Origin of the sequence: Stenotrophomonas sp. Ste86, from assembly GCF_024519465.1 — a bacterium.
GTDB lineage: Bacteria > Pseudomonadota > Gammaproteobacteria > Xanthomonadales > Xanthomonadaceae > Stenotrophomonas.
Genome location: NZ_JALJRW010000023.1, coordinates 1 through 24,327, shown reverse-complemented (window position 1 = coordinate 24,327; position 24,327 = coordinate 1). Strand labels below are relative to the sequence as shown.

The window sequence follows — 24,327 nt, the reverse complement described above, 5'->3', positions numbered from 1 at the left end:
ATGGGCCTGCGCATCCATTACGGCGGCACCTTCGATCCGGTGCATCTGGGGCACCTGGCCATCGCCCGCGCCGCGCGCGACCAGCTGCAGGTCGCCGTGCGTCTGCTGCCAGCCGCCGACCCGCCCCACCGCGCCCCACCGGGTGCCGATGCTGAACAACGCGCCCACATGCTGGCCCTGGCCATCGGCGAGGAGCCGGGCCTGCTGCTGGATCGCCGCGAGCTGGCGCGGGCGGCACGCCAGCCGGGGGTACCGTCCTACAGCGTGGACACCCTGCGCGAACTGCGCGCCGAGCTGGGCCCGCACCAGCCCCTGGCCTGGCTGGTCGGCGCCGACAGCCTGCTTGGCCTGACCGGCTGGCATGAGTGGGAGGCACTGTTCGGGCTGGCCCACTTCATCGTTGCCGACCGTCCCGGCAGCCCGCTGGAGCAGGACCTGCCGCCGGCCCTGGCCACCGCGCTGGAGGGCCGCTGGGCCCGCCACGAACGCGAGCTGCTGGGCGCGCCGGCCGGGCGCGTGCTGCGGCTGCAGGCCCCGTTGCGCGAGGAATCGGCCAGTGCGGTACGCCAGCGGATCGCGACTGGCGGCGACTGGCGGGCGCTGCTGCCGGCGGTGGTGGCCGACTACATCGCCGAGCGTGGCCTGTACGGCGCCCCTTCACCGTGAATACGCTCGGGCGCCCGGGCCCGTATAATCGGCCCCACATTTATCGAGTCCACCCGCTTTGAGCAACCAAGCCCAGCCCCAGACCATCAAGGTCCAAATGCCGAATCCGGCGCCGTCCACCCTCCAGCTGCTGGAGTGCGTGCGCAAGGCCACCGAAGAACTGAAGGCCAAGGATCTCGTCGAAATCGACGTGATCGGCAAGTCCAGCGTCGCCGATTACATGGTGATCGCCTCGGGCACCTCCAGCCGGCACGTGAAGTCGATTGCCGATGAGGTGGTCAAGTTCGCCAAGCAGCTGGGCATGATGCCGCTGGGCGTGGAAGGCGAGCGCGAAGCCGAGTGGGTGCTGGTCGATCTGGGCGACGTGGTGGTGCATGTGATGCTGCCGCGCGTGCGCGAGTTCTACGCGCTGGAGCGTCTGTGGACGGTCGGCGATCAGCCGCCGAGCCTGCTCGACGACGCTGATGAAGGCGACGAGTACAACCACGACGCGCGCTGAGCGCTCGCGTTGGAGTCACGATGACGGCGCCGATGGCGCCGTTGTCATTTCAACGGCATCGCCCCGATGCCGGGAGAGTGCAGATGAAGGCCAGGTTGATCGCCACCGGCGAGCGCGCCCCTGCGTGGGTGGCGCAGGGATTTGCCGAGTACCAGAAGCGCCTGTCGCACTGGTTGCCGTTCGAGCTGGTGGAGATCGAGCCGGGCCTGCGCGGCAAGGGCCGCGATGCGCGCCGTGCCACCGATGACGAGGGCAAGCGGGTGATCGCGGCATTGCCGAAGAATGCCTACGTGGTGGCGCTGGACGTGCCGGGCCGGCAGCTGAGTTCGGAACAGCTGGCGCAGCGTCTGGAGCACTGGCGCGGGCAGGGCAGGGACCTGGCGTTCCTGATCGGCGGGCCGGAGGGACATTCGTCGGAGGTATCGGCACTGGCCGACGAGAAGTGGTCGATCGGTCCGCTGACGCTGCCGCACATGCTGGTGCGACTGGTGGTGGCCGAGCAGCTGTACCGCGCGGCGGCGATGCTGGCCAACCATCCGTATCACCGGGCCTGATCGCACGCGTTGCAACGTGTGTGAAGAATTTCGCGGGAAACGGGTTACATCCTGTAAAAAACGGGCTACAATGCGCACCCCGCCCGAATAGCTCAGCCGGTTAGAGCACTTGACTGTTAATCAGGGGGTCGTTGGTTCGAGTCCAACTTCGGGCGCCAAGTTTTAAAAGCCTCGCAGCGATGCGAGGCTTTTTTTTGCTTTTTTTCCCCCACGTGGCAAGCAGGAAGCGGGCGCTGGACCTTTGCGGGAGCGGTAGTCAGTGGGTCGGGCGCTGGGCCGCCATGCCCTTTCCGGCGACGCCCCCGGCGTCGGCCTGCGGCCGCCCCCTCCTCGTTTATTTCGCCTCCAAAGGCATGGCGCCCAGCGCCCAACCCACTGACCAGCGGCAAATCAGCCTGCTTCCACCTGCTTACCGCAGCCGAGCCCCGTAGCGGGCGGTAGCTCCTGGGCAAAATAAAGGAGGAGGCCGCCAGGCCGGGGGACATTTGCGCCAGGGGCTACCGGCCGCTACGGGGCCCCCACGCTCGCGACATGCCAGAGCGGAGACACGAACAGATCCGCACGACGCTTGCACCCCGCACGCATGTCGCCGTGCGCCACCTGCTGAATCTTTCGGAACAAGACACTGCCCTCCATTGATGGAAGGATCTTGCAGATCGGGTTGGTCACGCAGTGTTGAACCCAAACAAAAAGCCCGGGCAGTGCCCGGGCTTTTCGTTCCCCAATGACGGTTACATCAATTGAAGGTGTACTTGGCCCCCACGGTGAAGTAACGGCCGATCGCGCCGCTGAAGTGCAGCGGGTTGTAGTTGACGCCGCCGTAGGTGGTCGGATCCAGCGGAGCGATGCGGTCGAACAGGTTCTGCACCGAGGCGTTCAGTTCGAAAGCTTCGGTCACGTTCCAGCGACCGGACAGGTCGAAGGTGGTGAAGGAAGAGATCTTGGTAACGTCGGTACCATCGGCGTAGGAGAACTGGTACGAACCATCCGGACCGCGGAAGTCGGTGTTGTCCATCTTGGAGATGTAGTTGGCCACGCCGCTGACGCTCCACGGGCCCTGCTTCCAGGTGGTGCCGAAGTTGATGCGGTCCTTCGGCGTACCGATGCAGTTGGTGACATCGCAGTTGCCGTGGGTACCGGCGTAGTCCACGGTCACGTCGGCATCGGTGCGCTCGAACTTGAGCACATGGCTCCACTGCAGGTCCATTTCCAGCTGGCCCGGACCGATGTCGAAGGTCTGGCGGATGTCGGTATCGATACCGCGCACGCGGGTCGAGGCGGCATTGATGTAGTCCGTGTTGACCGCCAGGATGGTGCCGGTGCCTGCGACGCCATTGATCAGGTCGATATCGCGCAGCACATTGCCGGCTGCGATCGCATCCGCAGTGGCACCCTGAGCGATTTCATTGGTGCGCTTGATCTGCCACGCATCCACCGTCAGCGAGGTGCTGGAGGTGGGCTGCAGCACGACACCGAACGAGTAGCTCTTGGATTCTTCCGGCTTCAGGTCCTTGTTCGGACGGGTGATGATGGCCACCGGACGCGAGCTGCAGTTGGTGCCGACATCGGCGATCGGGCTGGCGGCGCAACGCACCGGATCGCGGGCGTTGGAGAAGGCGGCCAGGCCACCGTCGCCGTTTTCGGCCGGGTTGGGCGCACGGAAGCCTTCGGCGTAGCTGCCGCGCACCGCGATCCAGTCGGCCGGGGTCCACTTGATGCCGACCTTCGGGGTTGCCTTGCCTTCGCCGCTTTCGTACTTGTCGTAGCGGACCGCGCCGGACAGTTCCAACTGCTCCAGCACCGGCGCGGACAGTTCGACGTAGCCGGCATACACGTTCTGCGTGCCGTCGTAGGCCGAATAGCCCAGGCCGATGATGTCGCCGGCATCGGTATAGGTCTGCGGAGTCAGGCTGTTGCTGGTCTTGCGCCATTCGGTACCCAGCGCCAGGCCAAGCGGACCGCCCTTGAGGTCCATCAGGCTGCGCGAGATGGTGAAGTCGAACATATCCAGGCTGGACTTGGCGCGCGCGCTGATGTCCGGCGAGATGTAGTCATACAGCGCCTGCGAGTTCAGACCGGCGTTGTCGCCGATGCGCCACACGCCGCCCGGGCAGGCCGGGTTGCCGAGCGCGCATTGCACGGCGCTGTAGCGCAGGAAGCCGGTGCGCTTGTTGACCAGATCGGTACCCGAATGCAGCAGGGCGGTGTCGTAGCTCCAATCGCCCCAGTTGCCCTTGACGCCAACCAGGAAACGGTTGAATTCATTGGTGTTGTTGGTGACGCGCGGACCCACGTCCCATGCCGAGTAGCGCAGGCGCGACGCCTGGCCCTGGATCGGGTTGTCCGGATGGGTCGGGCTCAGGACGACGGCGCCGGCGCCGCTGCTGGCGTTGCGCGGGCCTTCCGGATACCCCCAGCTGCCGGACACGCCCGACGGCGTGTTGCTGAAGGTGGTTTCTTTCTTGGAGTAACCGATCTCGGTGTAGATCTCGCCGCCTTCGCCGAAGGCGAAGCTGGCGCGACCGAACACATTGACGTACTTCTCTTCCGGGGTCAGGTCACGGTACTGCTGGTTTGGATCCCAGAGGCAGCCCTGCTGCTGTGCGGTTGCGTCGCTCTGACCGGGAATGGTGGTCAGGCCTGCGCAGCCCGGCAGGGCCACCAGCGTCGGCGTGACGCCCGTCGGCACGCGATCGTCGAACACCGAGCCGTTCGGGCCGGCGCCGCCGCTGGTGCCGCCATTGAGGAAGGCGCCACCGAGGAACTGCGCGTTGTTGCCATAGCCATAGCGCCGGATATCGCCGGTGCCGATCCACTTGCGGTCCTTGCGGTCGCTGATCTTGATCGCATCGGTCTTGCCCACGTCCAGGCTGAAGAACGCATTCCAGCCATCGGTGGCCAGGTCGCCGGTACCGGCGGTCAGCGTGGCCTTCTTGGCATCGCCGTCGCTGTCACCGGACAGGCCGTAGGAGGCGCGCAGGATGGCGCCGTTGAAGTCGCTGCGCAGGATGATGTTGACCACGCCGGCGATGGCATCCGAACCGTAGATCGCAGAAGCGCCGTCCTTGAGGACTTCAATGCGCTCGACCGCATCCAGCGGGATGGTGCTCAGGTCGGTGAAGACCTTCTGGCCGTCATCGGCCAGGCCATAGGTGGCCATGCGGCGACCGTTCAACAGCACCAGCGTGGAGCCGGCGCCCAGGCCGCGCAGCGAGATGCCGGCGCCGCCACCGGCAAAGCCGTTGCCGAACGTCTTGGGAATCGAGCCGGAACCGTCGGCGGTCAGGGTCTGCAGGTATTCGGCGACCGTGGTCTTGCCGGTGCGGTCGATTTCCTGGCGGGTGACCACCTGGACGGGGGAGGGCGTTTCGGTATTGGTGCGGGGGATGTTCGACCCGGTGACCGTGATGCGGTCGAGGTTGGTGGCCTGCTCCTGGGCGAACGCTGCGCCGGAAGCCAATGCGCCGGCCAGCAGCAGCACGCTGCCGGTGAGGGCGAGGGACACGGAATGGGCCAGGGTGTTGCGGCGGCTGCTGGTGAGCCGTTGGATCGGGTGTTTCACAGCTTCTCTCCTGACTGGGAAAACCAACGATGACGATGGATCGGCACGAAAATGAGTGACGACCGCGACAATCTAGGTTTACGGCAGGTGACGTCGTTGTGAAAAATTGCTTAATTCGTAACGTTCTGTATCAGCCGTTCCAACACGGGGAGTCTGAATGGACTCCCCGTGCCGAAGACCTCACTCCGGCAGCGAGAAGCTGACCGGGACCAGCCCATCGGCGGGCACCACCTTGCCGTCGACCATGGCCGGTTCGAAGCGCCAGTGGCGCAGCACCTGCTGACGTGCGGCAGTGTCCAGCGCCCGCGAGCCGCTGCTGCGCTCAATGACCACGCTGGAGGCCTTGCCGTCCGCCTCCACCCGCACCCGCAGCAGCACGGTGCCCTGCTCGTGGTTGCGCAGGGCCGCGACCGGGTAGGCCGGCGGCGGCGCGCTGCGGTACTTCAGTTGTGCGCCTGCACCGCCGGCGGCGGGCGTGGGCACGGCCGGGGCCAGGCTCGGGGTCTGCGCGTCGCTGGCCGGCAGCGGCACTACGGCCAGCGCGTCGTCGGCGCTGGCGGTCGGCGGCGACAGCGGGGCGACCTGCGGCTTGGGCACGGTGGTCTGCGGCTGGACCAGCTTGGGCGCTTCCTTTTTGAGCTCCGGCGGGGCCGGCGGGTTTTCCGCAGCGGGCTCCAGCAGGCGCACCTGCGTCCGCTCACGTGGCAGCGGCGCGGCCACGTACGCGGCCGGGATCAGCAGCAGCATCAGGGCCAGTACGTGCAGGGCCAGCGCGGTGCTCATGCCAAGCACGCGGGAGGCGTCGATGTGCAGCGGGACTACAGGGGGATGCGTACGGACCATTCGCCACTCTCCTTGCCAGATGTGCGGGAACATCAACGTGCGGGCGCGGCCGATGGGGTTGAAGCGGGGGTGCCGACGGGGCCGCGCAATGACAGCAATACCCGAGCCGGGCACGGGCCGGAAGTCAGGGGGCGTGTCGGTGTTTGGCTGGCGCTCAGGAAACCAGCCTGGACAGCACGACGGCGCCCGCAGGCGCCGTCGTCAGGGGATGCCGGGACCGGACTCAGCGGCCCAGGTCGAACACCACGTCAAGGTTGACCGACACCGCCGATTCGCCCGGCGACACCGGGGTGGACACGTCGGCGGCCATCGGCGCGGCTGCGGCGCGCATCATCACCGGGCGGAAGTTGCCGCCGCCGTTCTCGGAGATGCTCACGATGCGGCGCACGCGCAGGCCCAGCGACTTGGCGTAGGTTTCGGCGCGGGTCTGGGCCTTCTTCAAGGCGGCCAGGCGGGCTTCGTCGTAGACCGGCTCGGGCTGGTCGATCTCGAACTGCGGGCCGTTGATCTGGTTGGCGCCCTGCGCGGCCAGCGCGTCGAGCACCTTGCCCAGCTTGGCGATGTCGCGCACCTTCAGGCTGACCGTGTTGCTGGCCTGATAGCCGGTGATCTTCGGCGGCTCGTTGTCCACGTAACGGTACTGCGGGCTGAGGTTGACTCCACTGGTCTGCACGTCACGCTCGGCAATCCCGGCGGCCTTGATCGCGGCCAGTACCTTGACCATCTGCTCGGCGTTCTGGCGCATGGCGCTGTTGCCGTCCACGGCCTGGGTGACCACGCCGGCCGACAGCGTGGCCACGTCGGGCACGCGCTTGGCCTCGGCGTTGGCCGAGATGTTGAGCAGGGTGCTGTCGGCGGCGACGGCAACGGCAGGCTGGGACTGGGCGTGGGCGGTCATGGAGGTTCCCAGGGCAAGGGACAGGGCGAGCAGCAACGGGGACAGGGACGGGTGGCGCATGTACATCTCCTTGTGAAGACGTTGAGGTTGGTGTCGGGGCGATGAACGCGTCGTGAGGTTTGATGGGGTTGATCACGATTCGAACGGGTTGCTCGCGATTCAGACAGTGGGCTCAGGTTATGCTTCCTCGATGCTTTATCTTGCCTCTCGATCTCCCCGACGAACCGAACTGCTGACGCGCCTGGACCGACCGTTCCGCGCGTTGGACCTTGAGGTGCCTGAAGTCCGCGCCGCTGGCGAATCGGCCACCGCCTATGTGCAGCGGGTGGCCGCCGACAAGGCGCGCGCCGGGCTGGCCCTGGTTGGCGGCGACGCCGACGCGGTGGTGATCGGTTCGGACACCGAAGTGGTGCTCGATGGCCGGGTATTCGGCAAGCCGGTCGATGCCGCCGATGCGGCGGCCATGCTGGCGACCCTGTCCGGGCGCACCCACCAGGTGATGACCGCCGTGGCCGTGGTCGCCCAGGGGCGCCAGGACAGCGTGCTGGTGATTTCCGAGGTGAGCTTCATCGATATCGGGCAGGACGCCATCGCGGCCTACGTGGCCAGCGGCGAACCGATGGGCAAGGCCGGTGCCTACGCCATCCAGGGCGGCGCCGAACGTTACATCCGCCACCTGGCGGGAAGCTATTCGGGTGTGATGGGTTTGCCCCTGCAACAGACCGAGCAGTTGCTGCAGACGTTTGAACTGAAGGGAGTCGCCCATGTCTGAAGAAATCCTGGTCAATGTCACCCCGCGGGAAACCCGTGTCGCGGTCATCGAAAACGGCATGCTGCAGGAACTGCATATCGAACGTGGCTGGCGCCGCGGCGTGGTGGGCAACATCTACAAAGGCAAGGTGCAGCGGGTAATGCCGGGCATGCAGGCGGCCTTCGTCGAAGTCGGGCTGGAACGCGCGGCGTTCCTGCATGCCAACGATGTGATCCGCCCGGCCCCGGTGGCCAGCCCCGATACCGAGGGCACGACCCTGCCGCCGCCGTCCTCGGTGCCGATCGTGGAGCTGCTGCGCGACGGCCAGGACATCGTGGTCCAGGTGGTCAAGGACCCGATCGGGACCAAGGGTGCCCGCCTGACCACCCAGATCAGCATTCCCTCGCGCTACATGGTGCTGCTGCCGCAATCCAAGGTGGTCGGGGTATCGGCGCGGATCGAGGACGAGGCCGAGCGCACCCGGCTGAAAAGCCTGGTGACCGAATTGTCGGCACAGCACGGCGGCTACGGTTACATCGTGCGCACCAACGCCGAGGGCCAGCCGGCCGAGGCGATCGCCGAGGACGTGGCCTACCTGTCGCGGGTATGGAACGTGGTCGAGCGCCGTGGCCGCGATGCCGCCCCGCTCAGCGTGATCTATGAAGACCTGAGCCTGCCGCTGCGGTCGGTGCGCGACCTGATCCGCAAGGACGTGGACAAGGTCAAGGTCGACTCCAAGGAGACCTTCGGCCAGCTGCAGGCCTTCGTGGCCAAGTACATGCCGGTGCTGGCCGAGAAGATCGAGCTGTACAGCGGCGACCGCCCGATCTTCGACATGTTCGGGGTGGAGGACGAGATCGGCCGCGCGCTGGACAAGCAGGTGCCGCTCAAGTCCGGTGGTTACCTGGTGATCGACCAGACCGAGGCGATGACCACGATCGATGTGAACACCGGTTCGTTTCTGGGCCAGCGCAACCTGGAAGAGACGGTGTTCCGCACCAACCTGGAAGCTGCGCAGGCGGTGGCGCGCCAGCTGCGGCTGCGCAACCTGGGCGGCATCATCATCATCGACTTCATCGACATGGACGATGCCGAACATCGCCGCCAGGTGCTACGCACGCTGGAAAAGGCGCTGGCCCGCGACCATGCCAAGACCACCGTCTACGACTTCTCACCGCTCGGTCTGGTCGAGATGACCCGCAAGCGCACCGTGGAAAGCCTGGAGCGGCAGCTGTCCGAGCCGTGCCCGGAGTGCAGCGGGCGCGGCTCGATCAAGACCGCCGAAACGGTCACCTACGAGATCTTCCGCGAGATCACCCGCGCGGTGCGCCAGTTCGATGCGGCACGCCTGCTGGTGATCGCCTCGTCCAAGGTGGTGGCGCGGATCACCGATGAGGAATCCTCGGCGGTGGCCGAACTGGAGGAATTCCTCGGCAAATCGATCCGCTTCCAGGCGGACGAGCAATACCTGCAGGAGCAGTTCGATGTCGTGCTGCTCTGATCTCCACGCGTTGGCGCGCTCGCGCGCCGATGCTTTCGCGTCACGATGAGCACGCCGCTCCGACTGCGACTGCGAAGGATTCGCCGCCATGCCGTATATGCATTGGCGATCGTGCTGGTATGTGTGGCGGTGCTGGTGGGCACCGTCAGCCAAGCGTTGCCGTTTGCCGAGCGTCATCCGGACAAGGTGGCGGCCTGGCTGAGCGCGCGGGCCGGTCAGCCGGTGCGTTTCGATCACCTCGATACCGCCTGGACCCGGCGGGGTCCATTGCTGCAGCTCAAGGGGCTGCGCATCGGCGAAGGCCAGGGCATCGCCATCGGCGAGGCCGAGGTGCTGGTGTCGATGTACACCGGGTTGCTGCCCGGACATTCGCTGACCGAGCTGCGCCTGCGCGGGTTGGCGCTGGTGCTGGAGCGTGCCGACGATGGTCGCTGGTCGGTGCGCGGTCTGCCGCAGTCGGGCAGCGGCGATCCGCTGGACGCACTGCGCCGGCTGGGCGAGCTGCAGGTGATCGGCGGGCGGCTGCGGGTGGACGCGCCGTCGTTGAACCTGCAGGCCGAACTGCCGCGCATCGATCTGCGCCTGCGCGTGAATGGTCAGCGCCTGCGCGTGGGGGCACGCGCCTGGGCCGATCTCAATGGCTTGCCGCTGACCGCCGTGCTGGATTTCGAGCGCAATCGCGGTGATGGACAGGCCTGGCTGTCAGCCGACCCGGCCGATTTTCGCGCGTGGTCCAAGTTGTTGCAGTTCGCCGGCGTGTCGCTGCAGCAGGGCACCGGTGAATTGAACGCGTGGGTGGACCTGCGCGACCATCGGCCGGTGATGGTCACCGCCGATGCCGACCTGCGGGGCCTGCAACTGCGCGGTGCGCCGCTGGTGGACGGCACCCGCCCCGTGCTGGCGTTGGACACGCTGCAACTGCGCGCGCGCTGGCGCTGGGTGCAGGGGGGCTGGCGCGCCGATGCCCCGCAGCTGCGCATCGGCCTGGCCGGTACTGCGGACATACAACGCCTGGACGGGCTGTTGCTGGCCGGTGGCCAGCACATGGCGCTGGCCGGCGACAACATCGATGCCACCGCGCTGCTGCGCGGGTTGGCGCTCAGCGACCGGGTCGAGCCCAGCCTGCGCGAATGGTTGCAGCACGCCGCCCCGCACGCGCGGATGACCCAGGTGCGGATCGCCGCCGAGCGCGACGGCCCGGTATCGATCCAGGGCGAGCTGGCCGACGTCGGCTTCGCCCCGTCGGGGCATGCGCCGGGCCTGAGCGGGGTGGGCGGGCGCTTCAGCGGCGACGCCGATGGTTTCCAGCTGAACCTGCAGCCGACGCGCACGATGCACTTCGATTGGCCCAGCGGCTTTGGCGTGCGCCACGACGTGCGTTTGGCCGGGCAACTGGTGGGCTGGCGCGACGAGGCCGGCGGCTGGCGTTTCGGCACCCCGGCGCTGCGCGTGCAGGGCACGGACTACGCCGCCGACGTGCGCGGCAGCGTCTGGTTCCAGGGCGACGGCACCCGCCCGTGGCTGCAGCTGGCTGCGCGCATCGACGATGTGCCGATGACCGCGGCCAAGCGTTTCTGGATCCACTCCAGGATGACCAAGGGCGCCACCGACTGGCTGGATGCCGCGCTGGTGTCCGGGCAGGTGCGCGGCGGCATCGGCCTGGTCACCGGTGACCTGGAGGACTGGCCGTTCGACCGCAACAACGGCCGCTTCGAGGCCACCGGGCACATCAGCAACGGCACCATCCGCTTCCAGCACGACTGGCCGGCGATGGGCAAGGTGGATGCCGATATCGCCTTCATCGGCCCCGGCTTTGAACTGCATGGCAGTGGCGACCTGGCCGGGGTGGCGGTGAACCATTTCGACGCGGGCATCGTCGATTTCGGCCAGACCCCGCTGTACGTCAAGGCCACCACCCAGACCGACACCGGCACGTTGCTGGCGATGCTCAAGCAGAGCCCGTTGCACGCCACCTACGCCGACACGCTGGACAACCTGACCGCCAAGGGGCCGGCAGCCGTCACCTTCGATCTGCTGCAGCCGCTGCACCGCGACCAACCCGGCGGCCACCTGCAGGGTACCGTTGATCTCAACGGCGTGGCCCTGACCGAAAAGCGCTTCGCGCTGACCTTCGACAGCATGCGGGGGCAGGCCCGCTACAGCCGCGACGGCTTCGGCGCCGACAGCCTGAGCGTGCGCCATCTCGGCCAGGACGGGCAGCTCAGCCTGCGCGCCGGCGGCTATGTGCGTGACCCGCAGCAGGCGTTCGAATCGGAACTGAGCGCGGCGCTGGATGCGCATGCGCTGCTGGATCGTGCCCCGGAGTTGAGCTGGCTCAAGCCGTACATCCAGGGCAATTCGCGCTGGACGATCGGGGTGACCCTGCCCAAGGTCGCCGCGGGCGCCAAGACCGAAGCGCCGACCCTACTGACCCTGCGCTCGGACCTGGTGGGCACCCGGTTGGACCTGCCAGCACCGCTGGACAAGGTGGCCACCGTGCCGCTGGCGACCACCGTCAACGCGCAGCTGCCGATGGGCAGCGGGCGCGTGGATGTGGCGTTCGGGCAGCGTCTGGCGTTGACCGCGCGGACCCACAACAACCAGACCGGCGTGCAGGTCACGCTGGGCAGCGACAAGGTCGACCGCGAGCCGCCCGCCAGTGGGCTGGCGGTCAATGGCCGCAGTGGTTCGCTGGATGCTCTGGAATGGATCGGCCTGGCGCGCGCGCCGGGTGGCGGCGATGACAAGGATCCGATGCCGCTGCGCCAGGTGGATGTGCAGGTGGGGCAGCTGTTGCTGGCCGGCGGATTGTTCGCGCAGACCCGTCTGCAGCTGCGGCCGAGTCCCTCGGCGGTCGAGGTGCGGCTGGATGGGCCGTCGCTGGCCGGCACGCTGAGCGTCCCCAATGCCGACGGCGGCACCATCGTCGGCAAGCTCAGTCGTGTGCACTGGCAGTCGTTGCCCACCCCGGTCAAGGTGCCCTCCGGTGGCGCGCCGATCCTCCTGCCGGCCGACGCCACGCTGCCCGCACGGGTACAGGCCAGCGCCAACGACACCAACCCGGCGAAGATTCCGCCGCTGGCGCTGGACATCGAGGACCTGCAGTTCGGGAAGGCCAAGCTGGGCCAGGCGGTGCTGCGCACGCGTCCGTTCGGCAACGGACTGAGCGTGGACCAGCTGCAGTTCCGGGCGCCCAAGCAGGCCATCGACATCCAGGGTCGCTGGTTGGGGATGGGCGATACCGCCCGCACCCAGGTGACCGTTGACGTGAAAAGCGAGGACCTGGGCGGGCTGATGCAGAACCTGGATTACGGCGGCCAGCTGCGCGGCGGCCAAGGCCAGATCACGCTGGATGCCGGTTGGCGGGGCGGCCCGTCGGACTTCCAGCTGGGCGCGCTGCAGGGCCACATGCAGGTCAATGCCCGCAATGGCCAGCTGCTGGAACTGGAGCCCGGGGCCGGTCGCGTGCTCGGGCTGCTCAGCGTGACCCAGCTGCCGCGCCGGTTGATGTTCGACTTCCGCGACTTCTTCTCCAAGGGCTTCGCCTTCAACCAGATCGACGGTGCGCTGGCATTCGGCAACGGCATGGCCACCACCGACAAGGTGTTGATCGAAGGGCCGGCGGCCAATATCAGCATCCGTGGCCAAACCGATCTGCGCCGCCAGCAGTTCGACCAGACCATCGACGTCAACCCGCGCTCGGGCAACCTGCTGACCGTGGTCGGCGCGGTGGCCGGCGGGCCGGTCGGCGCGGCGGTCGGCGCGGCCGCCAACGCGGTGCTGGGCAAGCCGCTGGGCGCGATCGGCGCCAAGACCTACCGGGTCACCGGACCGTGGGCCGAGCCCAAGGTCGAAGTGATCGACCGCGAGGACGCGCCGCCGCCGCGTGCCGCTCCCGCCGCGTTGCCGCCTCCGGTACGCTGACTCCTTTCCCGCGCCCGGCTTGCGATGGCGGCCGGCGCCCTCAGATAGATGACATGACCGACAACGCACTCACCCTTGCCAACGAACGCCTGCTCCTGCCCGCCGGGCTCGATGCCGGCGGCCTGGAACGCACCTTCGGTACCCTGCTGGGACCGGGTATCGACTTTGGCGACCTGTATTTCCAGCACGCCCGGCGCGAGAGCTGGAGCGTAGAAGACGGCATCGTCAAGGACGGTGCGCACTCGATCGAGCAGGGCGTGGGCGTCCGCGCCATCGCCGGCGAAAAGACCGGGTTTGCCTACTCCGACGACATCCATGCCGATGCCCTGCTGTCCGCGGCGCAGTCGGCGCGGGCGATTTCGCGCGAGGGCGGGGCGCAGCAGGCGCGCTCGCTGGTGCGTGGCGGCGGGCGCGCGCTGTATCCGGCGCTGGACCCGATCGACGGCATGGGCAATGAAGCCAAGGTGGAGATGCTCAAGCGTCTGGACCGCTACCTGCGTGCCGCCGACCCGCGCGTGCAGCAGGTGATGGTGAGCCTGTCCGGCGGCGTGGACACGGTGCTGATCGCGCGCAGCGACGGCGTGCTGGCCGCAGACATCCGCCCGCTGGTGCGCTTGAACGTGCAGGTGATCGTCGAACAGCACGGTCGCCGCGAGTCCGGTTACGCCGGCGGCGGTGGTCGCTACAGCTACGAGGAATTGTTTGCCGACGGGCGCCCGGAAGGGTTCGCGCGCGAGGCACTGCGTCAGGCGCTGGTGAACCTGGAGGCGATTCCGGCTCCGGCCGGGGTGATGACCGTGGTGCTGGGTCCGGGCTGGCCCGGCGTGCTGCTGCACGAGGCGGTCGGCCACGGCCTGGAAGGCGACTTCAACCGCAAGGGCACCAGTGTCTACGCCGGCCGCGTCGGTGAGCGCGTGGCCGCGCCGGGCGTGACCATCGTCGACGACGGCACTCTCGATGGCCGTCGGGGGTCGTTGAACATCGATGACGAGGGCCACCCGACCCAGTGCACCACGCTGATCGAGGACGGCATCCTGGTGGGTTACATGCAGGATTCGCTCAATGCGCGGCTGATGGGCGTGGCCCCGACCGGCAACGGCCGCCGCGAATCGTTCGCGCACATGACCATGCCGCGCATGACCAACACCTACATGCGCGCCGGCCAGCACGATCCGGAAGAAATGATCCGCTCGGTCAAGAAGGGCCTGTACGCGGTCAACTTCGGTGGCGGCCAGGTCGACATCACCAGCGGCAAGTACGTGTTCTCGGCTACCGAGGCGTATCTGATCGAGGACGGGAAGATCACCGCGCCGGTGAAGGGCGCCACGCTGATCGGCAACGGCCCGGAAACCATGCAGAAGGTGCGCATGATCGGCAACGACCTGGCCCTGGACGAGGGCGTGGGCATCTGCGGCAAGGATGGCCAGAGCGTGCCGGTCGGCGTGGGCCAGCCGTCGCTGTTGATCGATGGCATCACCGTAGGCGGCACCCAGGCCTGAGCACGGTGATGCACCTGTCGTGCAGCCCGCCGCGCGCGGCCGCCAGCCCGAGGCTGGCGCCGTCGCGTGGGCACCGTGGCTCAGTCGTCGGCGTTCTCGTCGCCGTCGTCCTGCGCGTCGAGGTCTTCGTCGGACGTGTTCAGTCCTTCCAGGCCCAGCGCGGCCGGCAGCAGCAGCGTGCGCAGCACCTGGAAGATCTCGCGGTAGGCGCGCGGCGGCTTGTTCTTGGCCTTTTCGGCCTGGGCGTTGCGCACCAGCGTGCGCAGCTGCTGGCGGTCGGCGTGCGGATACTCGTCCAGCAGCGCGCCCAGCGCCTTGTCGCCGTCCTTCAACAGGCGCTCGCGCCAGTCTTCGACGCGGTGCATGGTGGCCACTTCACGACGCGAGGTGTCGCTGTTGGCATCCAGCGCATCGCGGATCGCATCCAGCACGGCGTCGTCTTCGCGGCGCATGTGCTTGGCCAGGAATGCCAGCTGGCGCTTGTGGGCGATATGGGCGGTGATGCGCTTGGCCTCGGCGATGTGCGGCAGCAGATCTTCGGGCACCGGCAGACGCGCCAGCTGCGCAGGGGTCAGCGACACCAGCTTCTCGCCCAGGGCCAGCACGTCCAGTGCAGCCCGGCGGTTCTGGCTACGGCTGATGTCAAGGAATTCACCGGTTTCTTCGTCGCGTCCGCGCATCGTCTTATTTCCACATCCAGAACTGTGCCCGGCGTTGCGCCAGGCACTCACCCGTACAGGATAAAGCATTGAACGTGATCTCCCCTGAAGTCTCCCCGGCCGACGACAGCCTGCAACGCCTGGAGCAGCTGGCCGACATCTCCCAGCGCCTGCTGGAGCGGGCCAAAGCCCTGGGCGCCACCCAGGCCGAGGTCAGCTGCAGCGACGAGCGCGGGCTGGATGTGAACGTGCGCCTGGGCGAGGTGGAAACGGTCGAATCCACCCGTGACCGCGGCATCGCGGTGACCGTCTACTTCGGCCAGCGCAAGGGCAGTGCCAGTACTGCCGACCTGCAGGAGGGCAGCCTGGCGTCGACCGTGGCCCAGGCGTGTGCGATCGCCCGGCATACCGAGGACGACGCGGCGGCCGGGCTGGCCGACGCCGCGCTGATGGCCCAGGACTTCCCCGACCTCGATGGCTGGCACCCGTGGGCGCTGGGCGCCGACCAGGCGCTGGACCTGGCCCTGGCCTGTGAAGCGGCCGGCCGCGAGGCAGACACGCGCATCAGCAATTCCGATGGCGCGTCGGCGGCGACCTCGCAGAGCCTGTCGGTGTATGCCAATTCGCACGGCTTCATCGGCCGCGAGCGCAGCAGTCACCATTCGATCGGCTGTGCGCTGATTGCCGGCCAGGGCGACGGCATGCAGCGCGACGGCTGGTACAGCAGCGCGCTGGCCCGTGAAGACCTCGAGTCTGCCGCGGCGATCGGGCGCCGTGCCGCCGAACGCACCGTGGCGCGCCTGCAGCCGCGTTCGATGGCCACCGCGCAGATGCCGGTGCTGTTCTCGCCGGAAGTGGCGCGTTCGCTGATCGGCCACCTGCTGGGTGCGGTTTCGGGGGGGGCGCTGTATCGCCGCGCCAGCTTCCTGCTGGACAGCGTCAACACGCGACTGTTCCCCGACTGGTTCCAGATCGAGGAACTGCCGCTGCTGCGCCGCGGCCTGCGCTCGTCCGCGTTCGATGGCGACGGCGTGGCCACGCGCAATTCGGCCCTCATCACCGATGGCGTGCTGCAGCGCTACATCCTGGGCAGCTATTCGGCCCGCAAGCTCGGCCTGCCCACGACCGGCAATGCCGGTGGCGTGCACAACCTCAAGGTGGCTGCCAACGCCGGGGACCTGGCCAGCATCGCGCGGCAGATGGGCCAGGGCCTGCTGGTGACCGAACTGATGGGGCAGGGCGTCAACGGCGTGACCGGCGACTACTCGCGCGGCGCCGGCGGCTTCCGGGTGGAGAACGGTGAGATCAGCTATCCGGTGGATGGCATCACCATCGCCGGCAACCTCAAGGACATGTTTGCCGGGATCGAGGCGGTGGGTAGCGACGTGGACCGTCGCTCGCACGTGCAGGTGGGTTCCATCCTGGTCGGCCGGATGACCGTTGCGGGCAACGATTGACGTATTCTATGGCCGCTGCCCTGGCAGGCGGGGAGCCTGCCGCGCAATACCCACACACCGAACAAGGAGTTTCACCGTGAGCGAATTCGACAACGTCACCGCACCGCCGCCGGCACCGGCCGGCACCGCCCCGGCCGACCAGCGCACCATGGCGCTGGTGGCGCACATCCTGGGCATCTTCACCGGTTTCATCGGAGCGCTGATCATCTGGTTGATCAACAAGGACGACACCACCAAGCCGTTCGTGATCGATCAGTCCAAGGAAGCGCTGAACTTCCAGATCACCGTGGCCATTGCCTACATCATCTCCAGCATCCTGGTGGTCGTGCTGATCGGCACGCTGATGCTGGCTGCCGTGTGGGTGGCCAACCTGGTGCTGTGCATCATGGCCGCAGTGAAGGCGAACAACGGCGAAGCCTACCGTTATCCCTTCACCCTGCGCCTGATCAAGTAATCCGCGCCGCAGGTGTGGCAACAAAAAACGCCCGGCAATGCCGGGCGTTTTTTTATTTCTTCGCCGCTGCGGGGGGGAAGCAAGGGCGTGCTTTGATCCTTTCAAAAGCGGGTGGTCGGCGGATCGGGCGGTGGGCCCCCATGCCCTTTCCGGCGAATGTCCCCCGGCCGCGGGGCGGCCTCCTCCTTTATTTCGCCTCCAAGGGCATGGGGACCCACCGCCCGACCCACCGACCAGAGCCAAAAAAGCTTGGCGTCCACCTGTTACCGCAAGCCGAGCCCCGTAGCAGCCGGTAGGCCCCTGGGCAAAATAAAGGAGGAGGCCGCCCGCGGCCGGGGGACATTTGCGCCAGGGGCCTACCGGCTGCTACGGGGCCCTAACGCTCGCGGAAACCCCAAACGGAGACACCACCCGCCCCACACGTCGCCGGCACTTCCCGTCCAAGCGTGTAGCGTCGTACTCACCCTGCGACGGCCCTTGCAACAAGCCGCTCCCCTCAGAGGGGAGAAAAACCTTTTTTTCGTAGGCGTGTCTCGCGAGCGAACCTACCGCAGGCCGACGCCGGAGGGACATTCGCCCGCAGGGGACGCGTGGCCCGACGTTCGACCCACCCGCGGTTCAGTGATCGCGTTCGACCGCCAACCGCCCGAGCGCACGCAATGCATCGGCGCGTTCGTCGTACCCGGCCAGACTGTCGTGCATGCGTTCGCTGAGTGCGGCCAGTTCGGCCTTGGCACCGTCCATGCCGAGCAGGGCGGGGAAGGTCGACTTGGCCTGCGCGACGTCCTTGCCGGCGGTCTTGCCGAGCTGCTCGGAGCTGGCTTCCACGTCGAGAATGTCATCGCGGACCTGGAAGGCCAGGCCCAGCGCGCTGGCGAATGCGTCCAGCTGCAGCAGATCGGTCTGCGGTGCGTCGCCACACAGCGCGCCCATCCGCACCGCCGCGCGGATCAGCGCGCCGGTCTTGAGCGCATGCATCCGCTGCAGTGCGGCCAGCGGCTGGGCGTGGCCGGTGGCGTCGATGTCCAGCGCCTGACCGCCACACATGCCGGCCGCACCCGAGGCATGGGTCAGCGCCTGCATGCAATGCACGCGCAGCTGCGCCGGCAGCGCCGCATCGGCGAGCAGGCCGAACGCGCGCGTCTGCAGGGCATCGCCGGCCAGGATCGCGGTGGCTTCGTCGAAGGCGATATGGGTGGTGGGACGGCCGCGGCGCAGGGCGTCGTCGTCCATGGCCGGCAGGTCGTCATGGACCAGCGAATAGGCGTGGATCAGTTCCACCGCCATCGCCGGCGCATCCAGGCTGTGCTCATCGGCGCCGACTATCTGGCCGCTGGCATACACCAGCAGTGGGCGCATGCGCTTGCCGCCGCCCAGCACCGCGTAACGCATCGCCTGGTGCAGGCGCTGCGGGGCGTCGTCGGGGGAGGGCAGGCTGGCGTCGAGCTGGTTTTCGATGCGGTCGCGCCAACGCGCGAACGTGGACTCAACCGTCATGGCTGGGCGGGTCGAAGTTCTCGGCGGTCTCAGGGCGGGCAGGATCGCTGAGCAGGCGCACGCGCAGTTCGGCCTGCTCCAGTGCCTGCTGGCACTGGCGGTACAGGCCGACGCCGCGCTCGTAGGCGCTGAGCGATTGTTCCAGGCTCAGATCGCCGGCTTCCATCTTCTCCACCAGCTGCTCCAGTTCTTCCAGCGACTGCTCGAAGTGGGCGACCGGGGAGGTTTCGTTGGGGGACTTCTTGGGCATGGGACAAGTGTGATGCGCCAATCCAGCCGGGTCAATTCACGCCACGCCCGGCGTCCAACGCAGCTGCGCGTCGTGTTCATCCAGCCAGTGCTGCAGCGCTGCGGCGATGATCCGGTCACCGGCGGCCATCAACGCCTCCCCGTCGAACAGCAGTGGCAACTGGCGGCGCTGCCACGGGGGCAGGCCGCGCTGCTGCAGCAGGTCCTTGAGCGCATGCGAATGGGTACGCCCGGGCAGCTGGATGCGTTCGCCGCCACGCCGTGCGCGGACCTGCAGGGGCACCGCCAGTCTCGGCGCGCCCAGCAGTTCCAGTTGGCCGCCATCGGGCAGCGGCAGCGGCGCGCGGCCGTCCCAGTGCACGCTCCAGTGCGGCGGCAGCGCCAACGTGGTGGAGAGCAGGTGCAGCTCGCCGCGCCAGCGCCGGATCCGCGCCCCTTGCCAGGCGAACTGGGCATCGCCATCGTGCGCGGCCGGCAGCAGCTCGCGTTCGATCGCCTCCACCCCGGCGGCGGGCAACGGCGGCAGGCCGCAGTTGCGCACCCATTGGCGCAGCAGCCGGGCGCGGCGTTCGTGCGGTTGCCGCAGCAGGCGTGCGCAGTCCAGTACGCCCGGGGCGACGGTGCAGCGGCGCAGCGCCTCGTGGTCGGTGTCTTCGAGCAGGCGTTGCGACTGCGCACACAAGGTGGCGCTGCGTGCAAACGCCGCATCGGCCTGCGGCCAGCGCTGCTGGAGCAGTGGCATCACGTGCAGGCGCAGGAAATTGCGGTCGGCCGTATCGCTGGCATTGCTGGGGTCCTCGATCCACGCCAGCCCATGGGTCTGGGCGTAGGCCAGCAACGCACTGCGCGGCACCTGCAGCAACGGGCGCCACACGCTGCCGGCGGCGAACGGCGCCTGCGCCTTGATCGACGCCAGGCCATCCACGCCGGAGCCACGCAGCGCACGCAGCAGGAAGGTCTCGGCCTGGTCATCGCGATGATGGGCCAGCGCCAGCTGCTCGCCGGGGTGCAGCGCGCCGGCAAAGGCGGTGCGGCGGGCGTGGCGGGCGGCCGCCTCCAGGCCTTGGCCGCTGTCGCGCGCGACCTCCACCGGGATCACCTGCAGCGCGATGGCCCATGCGGCACAGCGTGCGGCGCAGTGTTCGGCCCAGCCGTCGGCGGGTGCCTGCAGACCGTGGTGCACGTGCACCGCGCGCAGACCCGCGCTCCGTTGCGCCGGGGACTGGGCCAGCCAGTGCAGCAGCACGGTGGAATCCAGGCCGCCGCTGAAGCCGACCAGGACCGGAGCGGGTGTAGCCGGAGGCGGTGGCAAGGAGATCTTCATGAGGACGGCAGAATCAGGCAGGAGGGCAGTATCGGCGCAGTCGCGCGCCGATGCCATGCGCGGCCATCAGGGCAGGTCGATCTGATACACCGGCTGCCCGGCGCGGTCGATGCGGTGCCAGGTGCCGCCGACCATGGCCACATGGCCATCCGCGTCCGGGGTGCCACGCGTGCAACCGTTGCAGACCCGGGCCACGCCATCCTCGAAGGCCCAGCCGAAATCGAAGGTGGCCGGGAAGGCTTGGCGGAACTCGGTATCGAAGTAGCCGATGCGTTGACCGACACGGCCACGGACCAGCCCTTCAACCACATAGTCCGGTCCGTTGTCGAAGGTAATGACCGGCAGCTGCCGACCGTCGCGCTTGACGTAGTGGAAGCCGTCGCCGGCATGCACCGGTGCCAGTCCGTTGGCGTCGAAGGACAGCGCGGCCAATGCCCTGGCCTCCAATTGCAGGCGGCCGTCGACGAACTGGCAGCCGGCCAACGGCTGCAGGCCGTCTTCTTCGGTCAGCACCAGGCAGGGCGAACCGTCCGCCCACGCGCTGCCGGCGGCAAACAGGCCGGCCAGCAGCAGGTGCCGCGCGTGGCGGCCCCTGTGCTTTACGGCGCGGATCGGCGTTGCCATCAGTTGGCGTCGGTCTTGCGCTCGAAGGCGGTCGGCTTGGGCAGCTCCACCGGCACGCCCCTGGCGTCGCAGGTGCCGGCCTCGCACAGGCGCTGGCGCAGGCGCGGGGTGGCCTGGACGATCATGTGGTAGATCGTGTTCTGCTCCATGGTGCCGCGGATGGCCTTGCTGCCCGGGCCACGCGCCCAGATGCCGACGTCTTCGCCACCGTGGGTTTCGCTCTTGGTCGGCACCAGCGCTTCCTGCATGTAATCGGGATGCTCGGTATCGACGTGGCTCAGGTCCGGGCGACCGCTGGCGGGGTCGAAGCTGCTCGGATTGTGGGGGTAGGTCTTCGGACCGGCCGGCTGCTGGTTGGTCGCACCCGTGTAGCCGGGGCCATTGGCGTAGCTCAGCGTGGTGTAGGGCAGGCCGAGGCCGTCACGGGCCACATCCAGGCCGCCGGTGCCGTCTTCGCCACCCTTGTCCTTGACCTTGCCCAGGATCGGGTTGCCACGCGCCGGGTAGCCGACGAAATTCAGCGTGTGCGAGTGGTCGGCGGTGACGATGATCAGGGTGTCCTGGTCGGAGGTCGCCTCCACTGCGGCGCGCACCGCATCGGACAGGGCCACGGTATCGCTCAGGGCGCGGTAGGCGTTGCCGCTGTGGTTGGCGTGGTCGATGCGCGCGCCTTCGACCATCAGCACGTAGCCCTCCTGGTGTTTGGCCAGGTTGGCGATGGCCGCCTTGGTCAGCTCGGCCAGGCTGGGTTCGCCGGCCGGGTCGTCCTTGCGCTCGATTTCATAGCGCATGTGGTCCGGCTCGAACAGACCCAGCACCGCCGGGGCATTGGCCGCGGCCTGCAGCTGCCTGGCGTTCCAGACATAGGCGCCGCCCGGATGGGCCTGCTGCCACTCGGTGACCAGGCTGCGCCCGTCCAGGCGCTGGCCGACCTTGTCGTCGTATTCGGGATCGCGTTCTTCCACGGTGGTGAACTGGGCGCGGCCGCCGCCGAGGGCGACCAGCGGACCACGGCCATAGCGCGAGGTGGACAGCAGCTGCTGGGCGATGTCGGTGCAGCCGGCGGCCTTGGCCGCCTCGGGCACGTCGGCGTCGTTTTCCCAGTTGCGCTCGGGCGAGTGGGCGTAGGTGGCGGCCGGGGTGGCGTGGGTGAGGCGGGCGGTGGTGACCACGCCGGTGGCAAGGCCAGCGCTGTCGGCCAACTGCAACCAGGTGAGCAGGCCCTTGTTCAAGCTGTCCGCGCAGTCGTTGCGGGTGCCGGCACTGACGCCGATCGCGCCCATGTGGGTCTTCACGCCGGTGGTGATGGCGGTCATGGTGCCGGCCGAATCGGGGGTCTGCGAGTCGGTGTTGTAGGTCTTGCTGAACGCGGTGGCCGGGAAGCGCTCCCACGAAAGCAGGTTCTCTTCACCGGGATTGCCGTTGCGCTGGCCTTCGAAAATCCGCGCGGCGGCGACCGTGGTGAGGCTCATTCCGTCACCGAGGAACAGGATGACGTTCCTGGCCTTGCCGTCCATCGCGCCCGTGCTGGCTGCGCGCGCGGCGCCACTGCGGTACCACCACTGCGGGGTTTCACCGGCCGGGTGGGCCACGGCGGGGACCTCGACCTGCACGGCGCCCGAGGCGCTGGCGGCGGGCGTGGTGCTGGCGCAGGCGCCCAGCAGCAGGGTGGTGGCGATGGCTGCCACCAGGGACGTGGTACGGGACATGGACAGTCATATCTCATAAGTGAAACGGGCGTTCATTATGCAGAACGCAGCAAGGCACGCCGATGACACGCTGAATTTCCGTGTGCGCCTCGTTCCCCGGCCCGGGTTGGGCTAAGGTGCCTAGCTGTCGAATTCTCTCTGGAAGGCTCATGAAGCTGGTGTCTGCGTGGTTGCGGATTCCGTTCTGGCAACGCGTGCTTGGCGGCTTCGTGCTGGGCGCACTTGCCGGCTGGGTGTTGGGCCCGGCGGCGGAAGTCTGGTTCGGGCCGCTTGGCGATCTCTACGTCACGCTGATCAAGATGATCGCGGTGCCGCTGGTGTTCTTCGCGGTGATCAACGCGATCTCCTCGCTCCACGGCCAGAAATCGGTGGCCGCCCTCGGCGGGCGCACGTTCCTGTGGTTCATCATCACCGCCGCCCTGGCGGTCTGCGTGGGCCTGGCGGTGGGCACGATCCTGCAGCCGGGCACGGGCAACCTGAGCCTGAGCATGGACCACGGCTACACGCCGCGCGAAGTGCCGAGCGTGATCAAGGTGCTGATGGACGTGGTGCCCTCCAACGTGTTCTATGCGTTGACCGGCATCGGCACGCGGGTGAACGCTGCAGGTGAGACGGTGCTGGCGGCCGGGCGCGGCTCGATCCTGCCGGTGATCTTCTTCGCCGGTCTGCTCGGCTTTGCGATGGTGAAGCTCGGCGACAAGGTGGCCGAGGCGCGCAAGCTGACCGGTCAGATGAGCGACATCATGATCCAGGTAACGCGCTTCGTGCTGGAGATGACGCCGCTGGGAACCTTCGGTCTGATCGCCGGGCTGGTGGGCAGTTATGGCTTCGAGAAGCTACTGCCGTTGGGCAGTTTCGTACTGGCGCTGTACGTGGCGTGCGCGTTCCACATCGTGGTGGTCTACGGTGGGCTGCTGTTGTCGCACGGGTTGAACCCGCTGAAGTTCTTCCGTGGCGCGGCGCCGGGCATGCAGGTGGCGTTCGTGAGTTCGTCGAGCTTTGCGGCGATGCCGGCGGCGATGCGTTCGATCACGCACAACCTGGGCGTGAACAAGGACTACGCATCGTTCGCGGTGCCGCTGGGTGCGAGCATCAAGATGGACGGCTGCGGGGCGATCTATCCGGCGTTGTGCGCGGTGTTCATCGCGCAGTACACGGGGGTGCCGTTGTCGCCGGAGCAGTACATCGTGGTGCTGATCGCCTCGGTGCTGGGCAGTTTCGGTACGGCGGGCGTGCCGGGGACTGCAGTGGTGATGGCGACGGTGGTGTTGAGTGCGGCCAATCTGCCGCTGGAGACGATCGGGTATCTGTATGCGATCGATCGGATCCTGGACATGATGCGCACGATGACCAACGTGACCGGGCAGATGCTGGTGCCGGTGCTGGTGGCCAAGGAGACGGGGCTGCTCGATCGGGCGGTCTACGATAATCCTTCGACCAATCTGGGCGTGGACGAGATTGAAGAACGGACGTCCTGAGCGCGCTGCGCCATGGTTGAAAGGAACGGGCCCGCGAAAGCGGGCCTGTTTTTTTAAAGTTCTTTTTCCAAACGCGCTGTTCACTTTTCAGGTGCGGCGGTCGGTGGGTCGGGCGCTGGGCTCCCATGCCCTTTCCGGCGACGCCCCCGGCCGCGGGGCGGCCTCCTCCTCTATTTCGC

The 24,327-nt window shown here is 67.9% G+C and carries 19 protein-coding genes and 1 tRNA gene; 11 read left to right on the top strand and 9 right to left on the bottom strand.

Annotated features, from left to right (window positions below):
• From nadD to NR101_RS16230, 4 genes are all read left to right on the top strand, one after another.
• Window positions 1-666 carry a nicotinate-nucleotide adenylyltransferase gene (gene nadD, locus NR101_RS16245; RefSeq protein ID WP_256775904.1) on the top strand — a complete coding sequence of 222 codons (666 nt, stop codon included), beginning with the start codon at window positions 1-3 and terminating at the stop codon, window positions 664-666.
• A 97-nt stretch (window positions 667-763) separates the two neighbouring features.
• Window positions 764-1,165: a ribosome silencing factor gene (gene rsfS, locus NR101_RS16240; RefSeq protein WP_256775905.1), complete on the top strand. Its 402-nt coding sequence runs from the start codon at window positions 764-766 to the stop codon at window positions 1,163-1,165.
• 83 nt (window positions 1,166-1,248) lie between these two features.
• Window positions 1,249-1,719: a 23S rRNA (pseudouridine(1915)-N(3))-methyltransferase RlmH gene (rlmH, locus tag NR101_RS16235; protein WP_256775906.1), complete on the top strand. Its 471-nt coding sequence runs from the start codon at window positions 1,249-1,251 to the stop codon at window positions 1,717-1,719.
• An 81-nt stretch (window positions 1,720-1,800) separates the two neighbouring features.
• Window positions 1,801-1,877 (top strand) — tRNA-Asn (locus NR101_RS16230).
• A 578-nt stretch (window positions 1,878-2,455) separates the two neighbouring features.
• On the opposite strand, the gene NR101_RS16225 is transcribed toward NR101_RS16230, so the two are convergent.
• The 3 genes from NR101_RS16225 to NR101_RS16215 all read right to left on the bottom strand — a co-directional run bounded on the left by NR101_RS16225 (window position 2,456) and on the right by NR101_RS16215 (window position 7,082).
• On the bottom strand, window positions 2,456-5,281 hold the full coding sequence (locus NR101_RS16225) for a TonB-dependent receptor (RefSeq protein WP_256775907.1): 2,826 nt from the start codon (window positions 5,279-5,281) through the stop codon (window positions 2,456-2,458).
• A gap of 180 nt (window positions 5,282-5,461) precedes the next feature.
• On the bottom strand, window positions 5,462-6,124 hold the full coding sequence (locus NR101_RS16220) for an energy transducer TonB (RefSeq protein ID WP_256775908.1): 663 nt from the start codon (window positions 6,122-6,124) through the stop codon (window positions 5,462-5,464).
• A gap of 223 nt (window positions 6,125-6,347) precedes the next feature.
• Entirely contained in the window at window positions 6,348-7,082 is a 735-nt protein-coding gene (locus tag NR101_RS16215) for an SIMPL domain-containing protein (RefSeq protein ID WP_256775909.1), read from the bottom strand.
• 130 nt (window positions 7,083-7,212) lie between these two features.
• On the opposite strand from NR101_RS16215, the gene NR101_RS16210 reads away from it, so the two are divergent.
• The 4 genes from NR101_RS16210 to tldD are packed head-to-tail and all read left to right on the top strand — an operon-like array spanning window position 7,213 to window position 14,697.
• Window positions 7,213-7,794 carry a Maf family nucleotide pyrophosphatase gene (locus NR101_RS16210; protein WP_256775910.1) on the top strand — a complete coding sequence of 194 codons (582 nt, stop codon included), beginning with the start codon at window positions 7,213-7,215 and terminating at the stop codon, window positions 7,792-7,794.
• Window positions 7,787-9,274, top strand: coding sequence for a ribonuclease G (gene rng / locus NR101_RS16205; RefSeq protein ID WP_256775911.1), 1,488 nt, complete (start codon window positions 7,787-7,789; stop codon window positions 9,272-9,274). The genes NR101_RS16210 and rng overlap by 8 nt, the downstream gene beginning before the upstream one ends.
• Window positions 9,275-9,319: 45 nt before the next feature.
• Window positions 9,320-13,198, top strand: coding sequence for a YhdP family protein (locus NR101_RS16200; protein ID WP_256775912.1), 3,879 nt, complete (start codon window positions 9,320-9,322; stop codon window positions 13,196-13,198).
• Window positions 13,199-13,251: 53 nt separating this feature from the next.
• Entirely contained in the window at window positions 13,252-14,697 is a 1,446-nt protein-coding gene (gene tldD / locus NR101_RS16195; protein ID WP_256775913.1) for a metalloprotease TldD, read from the top strand.
• A gap of 80 nt (window positions 14,698-14,777) precedes the next feature.
• On the opposite strand, the gene yjgA is transcribed toward tldD, so the two are convergent.
• The gene (yjgA, locus tag NR101_RS16190) at window positions 14,778-15,377 is read right to left on the bottom strand and encodes a ribosome biogenesis factor YjgA (protein WP_256775914.1); all 600 of its coding nucleotides are present in this window, start codon (window positions 15,375-15,377) and stop codon (window positions 14,778-14,780) included.
• Window positions 15,378-15,445: 68 nt separating this feature from the next.
• Here yjgA and pmbA point away from each other — a divergent pair, with 68 nt between their 5' ends.
• On the top strand, window positions 15,446-16,813 hold the full coding sequence (pmbA, locus tag NR101_RS16185) for a metalloprotease PmbA (RefSeq protein WP_256775915.1): 1,368 nt from the start codon (window positions 15,446-15,448) through the stop codon (window positions 16,811-16,813).
• 76 nt (window positions 16,814-16,889) lie between these two features.
• Window positions 16,890-17,267 carry a DUF4870 domain-containing protein gene (locus tag NR101_RS16180; protein ID WP_256775916.1) on the top strand — a complete coding sequence of 126 codons (378 nt, stop codon included), beginning with the start codon at window positions 16,890-16,892 and terminating at the stop codon, window positions 17,265-17,267.
• A gap of 618 nt (window positions 17,268-17,885) precedes the next feature.
• Here the strand turns inward: NR101_RS16180 and NR101_RS16175 are convergent.
• The 5 genes from NR101_RS16175 to NR101_RS16155 form a co-directional block, all read right to left on the bottom strand.
• Window positions 17,886-18,764, bottom strand: a complete 879-nt coding sequence (locus tag NR101_RS16175) for a farnesyl diphosphate synthase (protein ID WP_256777516.1) — start codon at window positions 18,762-18,764, stop codon at window positions 17,886-17,888.
• On the bottom strand, window positions 18,754-19,014 hold the full coding sequence (locus NR101_RS16170) for an exodeoxyribonuclease VII small subunit (RefSeq protein WP_256777517.1): 261 nt from the start codon (window positions 19,012-19,014) through the stop codon (window positions 18,754-18,756). The genes NR101_RS16175 and NR101_RS16170 overlap by 11 nt, the downstream gene beginning before the upstream one ends.
• A gap of 36 nt (window positions 19,015-19,050) precedes the next feature.
• A complete protein-coding gene (gene tilS, locus NR101_RS16165) occupies window positions 19,051-20,337 on the bottom strand; it encodes a tRNA lysidine(34) synthetase TilS (RefSeq protein ID WP_256777518.1) in 1,287 nt (428 codons plus the stop codon).
• A 66-nt stretch (window positions 20,338-20,403) separates the two neighbouring features.
• Window positions 20,404-20,961: a WG repeat-containing protein gene (locus NR101_RS16160; RefSeq protein ID WP_256777519.1), complete on the bottom strand. Its 558-nt coding sequence runs from the start codon at window positions 20,959-20,961 to the stop codon at window positions 20,404-20,406.
• Window positions 20,961-22,670 (bottom strand): alkaline phosphatase, encoded by a 1,710-nt coding sequence (locus tag NR101_RS16155; RefSeq protein ID WP_256777520.1) that lies wholly within the window; start codon window positions 22,668-22,670, stop codon window positions 20,961-20,963. Before NR101_RS16155 ends, NR101_RS16160 begins: the two co-directional genes overlap by 1 nt.
• Window positions 22,671-22,819: 149 nt before the next feature.
• Here NR101_RS16155 and NR101_RS16150 point away from each other — a divergent pair, with 149 nt between their 5' ends.
• The gene (locus NR101_RS16150; RefSeq protein WP_256777521.1) at window positions 22,820-24,148 is read left to right on the top strand and encodes a dicarboxylate/amino acid:cation symporter; all 1,329 of its coding nucleotides are present in this window, start codon (window positions 22,820-22,822) and stop codon (window positions 24,146-24,148) included.
• Window positions 24,149-24,327 lie beyond the last annotated feature (179 nt).

Bases quoted from the DNA above. Each gene is read 5' to 3' on its own strand.
- nadD (WP_256775904.1), top strand. From the start codon at position 1: ATGGGCCTGCGCATCCATTACGGCGGCACCTTCGATCCGGTGCATCTG.
- rsfS (WP_256775905.1), top strand. From the start codon at position 764: ATGCCGAATCCGGCGCCGTCCACCCTCCAGCTGCTGGAGTGCGTGCGC.
- rlmH (WP_256775906.1), top strand. From the start codon at position 1,249: ATGAAGGCCAGGTTGATCGCCACCGGCGAGCGCGCCCCTGCGTGGGTG.
- NR101_RS16220 (WP_256775908.1), bottom strand. From the start codon at position 6,124: ATGGTCCGTACGCATCCCCCTGTAGTCCCGCTGCACATCGACGCCTCC.
- NR101_RS16215 (WP_256775909.1), bottom strand. From the start codon at position 7,082: ATGCGCCACCCGTCCCTGTCCCCGTTGCTGCTCGCCCTGTCCCTTGCC.
- NR101_RS16210 (WP_256775910.1), top strand. From the start codon at position 7,213: ATGCTTTATCTTGCCTCTCGATCTCCCCGACGAACCGAACTGCTGACG.
- rng (WP_256775911.1), top strand. From the start codon at position 7,787: ATGTCTGAAGAAATCCTGGTCAATGTCACCCCGCGGGAAACCCGTGTC.
- NR101_RS16200 (WP_256775912.1), top strand. From the start codon at position 9,320: ATGAGCACGCCGCTCCGACTGCGACTGCGAAGGATTCGCCGCCATGCC.
- tldD (WP_256775913.1), top strand. From the start codon at position 13,252: ATGACCGACAACGCACTCACCCTTGCCAACGAACGCCTGCTCCTGCCC.
- yjgA (WP_256775914.1), bottom strand. From the start codon at position 15,377: ATGCGCGGACGCGACGAAGAAACCGGTGAATTCCTTGACATCAGCCGT.
- NR101_RS16175 (WP_256777516.1), bottom strand. From the start codon at position 18,764: ATGACGGTTGAGTCCACGTTCGCGCGTTGGCGCGACCGCATCGAAAAC.
- NR101_RS16170 (WP_256777517.1), bottom strand. From the start codon at position 19,014: ATGCCCAAGAAGTCCCCCAACGAAACCTCCCCGGTCGCCCACTTCGAG.
- tilS (WP_256777518.1), bottom strand. From the start codon at position 20,337: ATGAAGATCTCCTTGCCACCGCCTCCGGCTACACCCGCTCCGGTCCTG.
- NR101_RS16160 (WP_256777519.1), bottom strand. From the start codon at position 20,961: ATGGCAACGCCGATCCGCGCCGTAAAGCACAGGGGCCGCCACGCGCGG.
- NR101_RS16155 (WP_256777520.1), bottom strand. From the start codon at position 22,670: ATGTCCCGTACCACGTCCCTGGTGGCAGCCATCGCCACCACCCTGCTG.
- NR101_RS16150 (WP_256777521.1), top strand. From the start codon at position 22,820: ATGAAGCTGGTGTCTGCGTGGTTGCGGATTCCGTTCTGGCAACGCGTG.